The sequence below is a fragment of the Flavobacterium sp. LC2016-12 genome (genome assembly GCF_015351595.1).
In the GTDB taxonomy this organism is placed as follows: domain Bacteria; phylum Bacteroidota; class Bacteroidia; order Flavobacteriales; family Flavobacteriaceae; genus Flavobacterium.
Genome location: NZ_JADKPT010000035.1, coordinates 1 through 349 on the forward strand (window position 1 = coordinate 1; position 349 = coordinate 349).

1 protein-coding gene is annotated in these 349 nt (G+C 41.5%); it reads right to left on the reverse strand.

Going from position 1 to position 349, the window contains the following annotated elements; all coding sequences use genetic code 11:
• Positions 1 to 349, reverse strand: a 349-nt coding sequence (locus IRZ99_RS21150) for a hypothetical protein (RefSeq protein WP_194659352.1), incomplete at both ends; no start/stop codon positions are given.

A 349-nucleotide genomic window follows, 5' to 3' on the forward strand; every position in this document is an offset into this window, starting at 1 on the left:
TGTTATTAAACCGCTGGAAGAATCTTGTGCCAAATTGGTTATCACTTGTCCGGCTGAAATAGCTGGCGCTAAGTCTAACGGCGTACTGGCAACTCCATTTACTATGGTAGTTAAACTTAAACCTGTAAGCGAAGTAGCGTTGCTGTTCACTATTGGAGCACCGGTACTTGTTTTTCCGTTTACGGTAATTGTTGAAGTATTTACTGATGATCCATTTGAAACTGTTGTTGCACTTGTAATGGCTGCGGGAGTTAATAAACTTCCTCCGTCTGTTCCAACTCCCAAAATATTTCCCGCATCGGTGCTTGTTACAACCGCTGTTTGATCAACGGCATTTTCATTTGTATAT